This window comes from Armatimonadota bacterium, assembly GCA_016223145.1.
Taxonomy (GTDB): domain Bacteria; phylum Armatimonadota; class Fimbriimonadia; order Fimbriimonadales; family Fimbriimonadaceae; genus Nitrosymbiomonas.
This window is the reverse complement of sequence record JACRPN010000006.1, coordinates 212,764-220,102: the sequence shown is the minus strand read 5'-3', so window position 1 is coordinate 220,102 and position 7,339 is coordinate 212,764. Positions and strand designations below refer to the sequence as shown.

The 7,339-nt window shown below is 60.5% G+C and carries 9 protein-coding genes; 5 read left to right on the top strand and 4 right to left on the bottom strand.

All coding sequences use genetic code 11. The features are described from left to right. From HZC36_05260 to HZC36_05250, 3 genes are all read left to right on the top strand, one after another. On the top strand, positions 1-970 hold a 970-nt coding region (locus HZC36_05260; protein ID MBI5706380.1), incomplete at its 5' end, for a xanthine dehydrogenase family protein molybdopterin-binding subunit. A gap of 120 nt (positions 971-1,090) precedes the next feature. Beyond that, positions 1,091-2,113, top strand: a complete 1,023-nt coding sequence (locus HZC36_05255; protein ID MBI5706379.1) for an XdhC family protein — start codon at positions 1,091-1,093, stop codon at positions 2,111-2,113. Beyond that, positions 2,110-2,691 (top strand): nucleotidyltransferase family protein, encoded by a 582-nt coding sequence (locus HZC36_05250; protein MBI5706378.1) that lies wholly within the window; start codon positions 2,110-2,112, stop codon positions 2,689-2,691. Before HZC36_05255 ends, HZC36_05250 begins: the two co-directional genes overlap by 4 nt. Before the next feature lie 93 nt (positions 2,692-2,784). Here HZC36_05250 and HZC36_05245 read toward each other — a convergent pair whose 3' ends face one another. The 4 genes from HZC36_05245 to HZC36_05230 all read right to left on the bottom strand — a co-directional run bounded on the left by HZC36_05245 (position 2,785) and on the right by HZC36_05230 (position 5,056). Further along, complete coding sequence (locus HZC36_05245; protein MBI5706377.1) at positions 2,785-3,651, bottom strand: S1/P1 nuclease; 867 nt, start codon at positions 3,649-3,651, stop codon at positions 2,785-2,787. 10 nt (positions 3,652-3,661) lie between these two features. Further along, positions 3,662-4,189, bottom strand: a complete 528-nt coding sequence (gene nusG, locus HZC36_05240; GenBank protein MBI5706376.1) for a transcription termination/antitermination factor NusG — start codon at positions 4,187-4,189, stop codon at positions 3,662-3,664. A 2-nt stretch (positions 4,190-4,191) separates the two neighbouring features. Then, positions 4,192-4,443: a preprotein translocase subunit SecE gene (gene secE / locus HZC36_05235; GenBank protein MBI5706375.1), complete on the bottom strand. Its 252-nt coding sequence runs from the start codon at positions 4,441-4,443 to the stop codon at positions 4,192-4,194. Positions 4,444-4,543: 100 nt separating this feature from the next. Continuing rightward, positions 4,544-5,056, bottom strand: coding sequence for a transcription elongation factor GreA (locus HZC36_05230; GenBank protein MBI5706374.1), 513 nt, complete (start codon positions 5,054-5,056; stop codon positions 4,544-4,546). Between the two features lie 449 nt (positions 5,057-5,505). On the opposite strand from HZC36_05230, the gene HZC36_05225 reads away from it, so the two are divergent. Further along, positions 5,506-6,219, top strand: coding sequence for a hypothetical protein (locus tag HZC36_05225; GenBank protein ID MBI5706373.1), 714 nt, complete (start codon positions 5,506-5,508; stop codon positions 6,217-6,219). Between the two features lie 30 nt (positions 6,220-6,249). Further along, complete coding sequence (locus tag HZC36_05220; protein MBI5706372.1) at positions 6,250-7,329, top strand: PilT/PilU family type 4a pilus ATPase; 1,080 nt, start codon at positions 6,250-6,252, stop codon at positions 7,327-7,329. Positions 7,330-7,339 lie beyond the last annotated feature (10 nt).

The following is a 7,339-nucleotide window of genomic DNA, read 5'->3' as shown; positions in this document are numbered from 1 at the left end:
GAGCCCGGACAAAGTCAGGTTCCACCTGCCTCTGATGGGGGGCGCGTTTGGACGACGATTCTCCAGCGAGTACATCGCTGAGGCAATTGCGATCTCCAAGCAGATCGGCAGCCCCGTTCAAGTGCTCTGGACACGCGACGACGATCTTCGTCACGACTTCTACCGCCCGATGACCTATCACGCCATGAAAGGCGCGGTGAACGGCAGCAGCATCGTGGCGTATTACCACCAGTGCCTTAGGGCAGGTGGAGGAGGCCGTGGCGGCGCCAACTGGGGCCGGGGCCAGGTTGGCTACGGGATCGCCAACACGGGCAGCATGAATGGTGGTGTTCCAAGCGTCGTTCCAACGGGTCCATGGAGAAGCGTGGATGCGACATTCATGGGCTACGTCACCGAGTGCTTCTTCGACGAGCTCTGCGCCGCGGCGAAGCTCGACCCCTATCAGGCAAGGATGGACCTGTTGCAGAACGGCACGCTCAAGGAATGCGTCCGGGTCGCCGCAGAAAAGGCCGGATGGGGCAAGCCCTTGCCTTCAGGTTGGGGCCGAGGCATCGCCTGTTATTCCAGCTTCGGCTCGAGCGTGGCTCACGTGGCTGAAGTCGAGGTCAAGAACGGCGTGCCCAAGGTGCACCGAATCGTGTCAGCTGTGGACTGCGGCCTGGTGGTCAATCCGCTTGGCGCTCGTGCCCAGATCGAAGGCGCTGTGGTGGACGGAATCGCAACCATGTTCTACTCCCAGATCACCATTGACGGTGGCGGCGTCTACGAGCAGACGTTCGGCGAGTTCGGTTGGGCTCGCATGCCGGACGCGCCTGTGATCGAGACGCACTTTGTCGAGCGACCTGACGCTTCGCCGAGCGGTCTGGGAGAACCCGGGTTCCCTCCAGCGGGACCGGCGATCGCCAATGCCATCTTTGCGGCTTGCGGCAAGCGGGTGCGGAAATTGCCCATTGGCGGAAAAATCGCGTAAGGGGAGATCGAAGGATATAGGATAGAGGAAAAGGGACAACACGATTGGGTTTGGCGCAAGGAACTCGCAGCAACCCTAATCCCCCTATCCCCTATCCCTTATCCCTCCTTGGTTCCACCCATGACCGACTTTCTGCGCAGCCTCGACACCTGGTCGAACGCAGGCCAGCGCTCTGCGCTGGCGACGGTCGTTGAGACCTGGGGCTCCTCGCCGCGTCCGGTCGGATCGATGATGGCGGTGCGAGAAGATGGACTGGTGCTGGGCTCGGTTTCCGGGGGCTGCGTCGAAGGATCGGTCATCGAAGAGGCCCAGAGAGTGATTGAAGGTGGACCTGCCAAGTTCCTTGAATACGCCGGAATGGAACCCGATGAGGTTTGGCGGGTGGGCCTTACCTGCGGAGGGCGGGTTCGTGTTCTGTTGGCGCCTGGACCCTCTGGTGCGGACGCTGAGGTTTGGGCTCGTGCCCTTGTCCTATCCGAATCGCGTGAGCCCTACGCGTGGGTCACCGCTCTTTCTGATGGCGAGTGCTCCCATGGTTTGGTTCACAGTGATGGCACGCAGATAGGAGCGGTGTCGCCAGGTTGGGTTGACCAGGCCTCCGAGGCGCTCAGGGCCAAGATGAACCTAGCTCTGGAGGACGGCTTCATTCACTACAGGGCCCGGCCCGATCGGCTGATCCTGGCAGGCGCCGTACACATCTCGCTGGCGCTGATCCCCTTCGCCAAGCAGCTTGGGTTTGAGACGGTCGTCATGGACCCGCGCGGCGCGCTGGCCACCGACGAGCGGTTCCCTGTTTCGCCGGACCAATGCCTGGTGGTTTGGCCGCACGAGGCCCTTGGCGAACTCGCTCTCGACGAGGACACCTACGCCGTCTTGCTCAGCCACGACCCCAAGATCGACGACCCCGCGCTGCACGTCCTGCTCAGGAGCCCGGTTCGGTACATCGGCGCACTGGGAAGCAAGAAGACTCACGCTGAGAGAGTTGTGCGCCTAAGCGAGGCTGGGTTCACCGCGGAAGAAATCGAACGCATCCACGCTCCAATCGGCCTGAGCATCGGCGCCAAGACGCCGGACGAGATCGCCCTGAGCATCGCAGCGGAACTTGTGTCTGCTCGGCGATCAGCCGTGATAACCCAGTCATGAAGCAAGCGCCGCCCGTTGCTGCGGTGTTGCTTGCTGCAGGGCGCTCCAGCCGGTTCGCAGGCAGCAACAAGCTCCTCCATGACTGGAACGGGAAACCTCTGGTTCGACATGTGGCTGAAACACTGACCCGTGCAGGCGTTGGGCGAGTCCTGGTGGCCACGGGCCATGAGGCGGAAGTGATCCATGCGGCTCTGGAGGGGCTGGGCCTCTTCTTCGTCCACAACCCCGCGTTCCGGGACGGGATGGGCTCCACGATTGCTGCATCGGCCGAAGCCCTGCACCCCGAGGAAGCCGCACTTATCGTGCCAGCCGACATGCCCTGGATTCAGGAATCCACGCTACGCCAGATCATGGAATTGGGCTCGTGCGACGCCATCGTCGTGCCCCACCATGGGGACCGCGCGGGCAATCCGGTACTGTTCCCTCCCGATCTCAAGCTTGAGCTCCTCAAACTAACCGGAGATCACGGTGCGCGGGCGGTTGTAGAGGCCCATTTGGACCGGATAGTCAGGCTCGGGGTCAACGAGCAGGAGCTGGAAGACGTGGACTTTCGTGGAGATTTCGGGCGTAGTTCCTAGTGACTGCAGGCTTCTGCCGACCTAAGTCTCCCACCCCATCCCCTCCCTCATTTTCCGCCGGAGCGAAAAACAAGGGAGGGGCTAGACGACGAGCTACTTTAGCAGCCTGTTCAGCAGGTTGGCGAGGCGGTAACCGGCAAGCGCAATTCGCTCCTTCGCGGTCTTTTGGCAGGCTGCCTGATATTCCGGCGATGGGACAGTTCCCGGCACCAAGTCGTAGACCTGTTTCTTGCAAAGAGCGAGGCCCTCCTCGGTCCATCGATCGTAATTAAGGTCGCGAGCCGCGCTTCGGTGCTTGTCCAGCGGATAAATAGCTTCGGCGCCGTCCGCCCACTTTGCGATCACCGTCTGCCCTTCCGCGCTCATCGGGCGCTCGACCTTCGTGAACAGCCCGCCCGCCATATCCCAATAGAAGTGGAGGTTGCGCGGGCGCGGCTCCATGTTCTCTGGCGCGAGCACGCGGAAGTCGTTGCCGCCACGATCCCCCTTCGGGTTCTCCTCGGTCACGCGCGCCACGCAGTGCAACGGCTGATGAAGGTCGCCGACGATGTGGAGCACGAACCGCAGGGCCTGGGCTCGGTCGCCGTCGGAAGCCCTCTTGTCGCCCAGCATCTTGGTGAACTTCTCCAGGGCCCAGACGGCGTTCTCCTCATCGGGCTTCAGGTCAGTCTTCTTGCCGTCTGCCCGAAAAAAGGTATCGCGATAGTGCCAGGGCCCGTCCTTAGGGGTTTTGTGGTCATCGGCCCAGCAGGCCGCGGTGGCGAACGTGTTCGTTCGCTCGTCGGCGCCCGTTTGAACCAGCCTCTGGGCGACCAAGCGCGCTGCCGGTGTCATCTTTCGCCAGGCGATTTCGGCGACCGTCATGTGGCCGCCATCATGCCAGGCAAGCAGGCTGGCCGGAAACAGGAACAAGGCTGCCAAACCGGCGGAAAACCGGCTGGATCTGGGAAAAAGCCGCATCGAAACCCTCCTACAACTTCTCGACCTGAGAGTACTCCAGTTCGACGGGGGTATCGCGGCCAAAGATGTTGATGAGCACCTTGAGGCGTTCCTTGTCGGTGTTGACCTCTTCGATGCGGCCAGTGAAATCGGAGAATGGACCTTCAACCACGCGGATCGCGTCGCCCTTGCTCCAGCTTGCCTTCGGCGCTTCCTTGCTGGTCTCGAGGTTCTTCATGATGCGCTGAACCTCGTATTCCTCCAGCGGAACCGGCTTGTTTCCGCTCTGGACGAACCCGGTTACGCCGCTCGTGGATTTGACCAGCTTGAAGGTCTCATCGGTCAGCGCCATTTGAACCAAGATGTATCCGGGGAAAACTTTGCGGTCGACCTCCACACGCTTGCCGCCTCGCGTGGTCAGCTCGCGCTCGGTTGGGATCAGGACCTGGAAGATGTCGATGTTCCAGAGTCCCTCGACCTGCGCCCGTCGCGTCAGGACGTCGCGCACGCGGTTCTCGTGGCCCGCGATGGTGTGGACTGCGTACCAAGTCTTCGGCATGGCTAAACTCGCCCCTTGGTGATCAGGCTCAACAGCATGGCGGTGACTTCAGACAGGCCAAACAACAAGAGGATGAGGAACAGGCCGACGGCGAGCACCACCCCGGTCAACCGGTTGGTCTCGTGTACGGGCGGCCAGTGCACTTTCTTCAGCTCTCGCGAAACGTCGCCAAAGAAGCCGCCCAATCCCTTCTTGCTCTTTGGGATCGGGATGCTTGCGGGCGCTTGAGGCGCGGTTCCACCTGGTTTTGACATAGCGTTAAGCCCCTCGGAGAAGAGTGGGGAGCGATCATGATACCATGGAAAGGCCCCCCGCGCGGAAGCACCGGCGGGACTTTTCTGCGAACCTTGCCCGCTAGCGTGTGATTCCCTGCACCAGGAACCCTCGCAAGCCGTCCGGCGCCTGGACCATCACCTTTTGGCCCGAGGTCGCGCCCATCAACGCCACCCCCATGGGGGAATCGGCGCTGATAAGGTCCTTGCTCGGGTTGGCTTCGATACTGGTCACCATTCTGACCTTGAACTCGTCACCGAACTCCTCGTCTCGAATGGAAACCACCGAGCCGATGCCGACGTGGTCGGTGGGAATCGATCCGGGCTCGAGGACCTGGGCTGTCCCGAAGATCGTTTTAAGCTCAATGATCCGCCCTTCGACGATGGCCTGCTCAAACTTGACTTCATCGAGCTCATTGTTGTCCTCGCTGAACTCGCCGTGTTCCTGGCTCTCGCGGATGCGGTTGGCAATTTCTGGCCGCTTATACAGCGTCAAATACTCCAGCTCGTCGTGGAGCGCTTTATAGCCTTCGGGCGTCAACAGCACAGCGGTTCCCAATTCGCCGTTTTCGCCTTCGTGAGGTGCTTTGTTCACTTGTGACATCGTGATCGAATCGCCATTATAACTGGTCTTTGTTCAACTACGCCGAAAAGGTCGAGGGGATTTCTCCAACCTAGGTCAATTCCCGGACTCCGGTTGTCTTTTCGGTTAGGAAACGGGTCCTCCGTAGGGCCTTTTGAAGAGACGCGCGCGCACACGCGAAGGTTCGATGGTTGAGTTCGGTCTCGGTTTGGCTCTAGAGGGATGGGGTCTTCTTTGTCTTGCATGGATCGTTGTCCTTCGGCCTCGCGGCTCTGGTTGGCGCGCCGACAAGTCGGCTGAACGAAGGCGATGACAAGTCACCGCAGTCCATGCACCGGCCGCTTCAGCTTGAGCCCGAGCCACCGCTGTCCTGCCCGATCTCCCGCTGCCCAACCCCAGGTGCTTAAGGGCTAAGGCCCTTCTCCCATCCCCACATCTCCCAAAAAGGTATCGTCCCATTCGTGCGGAAGCTCTTCACCGTGCCCGTTCTCTTTGCCGCCGCAATGGTTTTCTGCCAACAGGGCGGGCAGCCCAAGCCGTTCGCGAACGTTCGGCCGGACGTGATGATCGTCGTAAGAAAGCACGCGACCGGCGGCGATCTGGTCGAGGTCTCGGTCCTTCACCCGGACTATCCTTCCGACCTTCTGCAGAGGCAAATCCTCGCCATAGGTGGCTATTTGGGCTCTCCGGTCAACGGTCTCGCGCTGCGCAAGGACCAAATCGATCCCGGCAAGCCCGAACTGGCTTTCCTCAAAGGATCATGCGGTACTTTCGGCCTCTGGAACAAAGATCAAGGTACCGTTCGGCTCGATGCGCTGGTGAAAGCTTTCGTGGGTGCGCCCGAGCCGTACACCGCCAAGGGCCTTTCGATTATGTTCGTCGGATTGGTTCCCCAAGCGACCACATTGCGCAAGCTTGAAAATGACTCCATCACGCTTGAAGCAAGCGAAAACAAAGACCCGCAGGGGGTCGAATACCGTATCGGCCTCAAAACTCAGGACGCCCAGAAGGTCGTCATCCCGACCGGGAAACCCGAACGAAAGGCCCCCGAAAAGCCGTCCAACGGGCAGGCAACGCTCCCCGTATTCGTGTGGGCTGCGATCGGGGCGGCAGGTGTTGCGGCAGGCGTCTTGGTATACTTGGCCCTCCTGCGCGGACGGCGGCCTGGCGGCTAGCTTCAGCCCAAGAACACTTAGGATACTGGAATGCGAGACCCTGCGAGCGTAACGCTTCACGAACTCATCGACATTGGCTTTCACGAAAAGGCATCCGACGTTTTTGTCAAAGTTGGAGCGCCTCCAACGATGCGGCAGCACTCGCTGATCAAGCCGCTTCCCGGCGACTTTCCGGTCGTGGATGCGCCAAACGCCATTCGCATGATCTCGTCGATCATGACCGAGAAGCAACGCCGCAAGTTCGAGGACCACATGGAGATGGACCTCGCGTTCAGCGTCGGCGAAAACTGCCGCGTACGCGCCAACATCCACATGCAGCGCGGCACCTGGGGCATTGTTTGCCGAATCATCCCCATGAACATCCTCTCCATCGAGGATTTGGGCCTCCCACCGGTCCTGCGCGAGTTCTGCAAGCATAGACTCGGGCTCGTGCTCGTCACGGGACCTACGGGCTGCGGCAAAACCACGACGCTGGCGGCGATGATCGACTTGATGAACCAGATGCGGGCGCATCATATCGTCACCGTCGAGGACCCGCTCGAATTCGTTCATCGAGACAAGAAGGCTTACATCACGCAGCGTGAGATCGGTATCGACACCGAGGACTTCAAGCCGGCGCTCCGCGCGGTCGTCCGTGAAGCGCCCGACATCATCCTCATCGGCGAAATGCGTGACGTGGACACGTTCAACATCGCGATGCAAGCCGGTGAAACCGGCCACCTTGTGTTCTCAACGGTCCACACGTCGAGCACATATGAGACGCTGGACAGAATCATCAACATGTTCCCACCGCACGAAAAAAACCATTTGTGCATTCGGTTGGCGAACAGTTTGAGGGCGGTTATCGCCCAAAAGCTTGTGCCCAGAGCAGACGGAAACGGCCGCGTCGCGGCGCTTGAGATCATGGTCGTCACGCCGACAATTCAGAAGATGGTGGAAGACGGCCACTTCAGCGACATCTACCATGCGATCAACGACGGCGAGTTCTGGGGGATGCAGACCATGAACCAGAGCTTGCTCCGCTATGTGAAAGCGGGAGTGATTACCGAAGAGACGGCGTTGCACTATGCCGGCGTCGGTTCCGAGTTGAAGCAGATGCTCCGCCGATAATCCAAGAGTA

Excerpts from the sequence above, each read along its gene's own strand:
- HZC36_05255 (MBI5706379.1), top strand. The coding sequence starts at position 1,091 with ATGACCGACTTTCTGCGCAGCCTCGACACCTGGTCGAACGCAGGCCAG.
- HZC36_05250 (MBI5706378.1), top strand. The coding sequence starts at position 2,110 with ATGAAGCAAGCGCCGCCCGTTGCTGCGGTGTTGCTTGCTGCAGGGCGC.
- HZC36_05245 (MBI5706377.1), bottom strand. The coding sequence starts at position 3,651 with ATGCGGCTTTTTCCCAGATCCAGCCGGTTTTCCGCCGGTTTGGCAGCC.
- nusG (MBI5706376.1), bottom strand. The coding sequence starts at position 4,189 with ATGCCGAAGACTTGGTACGCAGTCCACACCATCGCGGGCCACGAGAAC.
- secE (MBI5706375.1), bottom strand. The coding sequence starts at position 4,443 with ATGTCAAAACCAGGTGGAACCGCGCCTCAAGCGCCCGCAAGCATCCCG.
- HZC36_05220 (MBI5706372.1), top strand. The coding sequence starts at position 6,250 with ATGCGAGACCCTGCGAGCGTAACGCTTCACGAACTCATCGACATTGGC.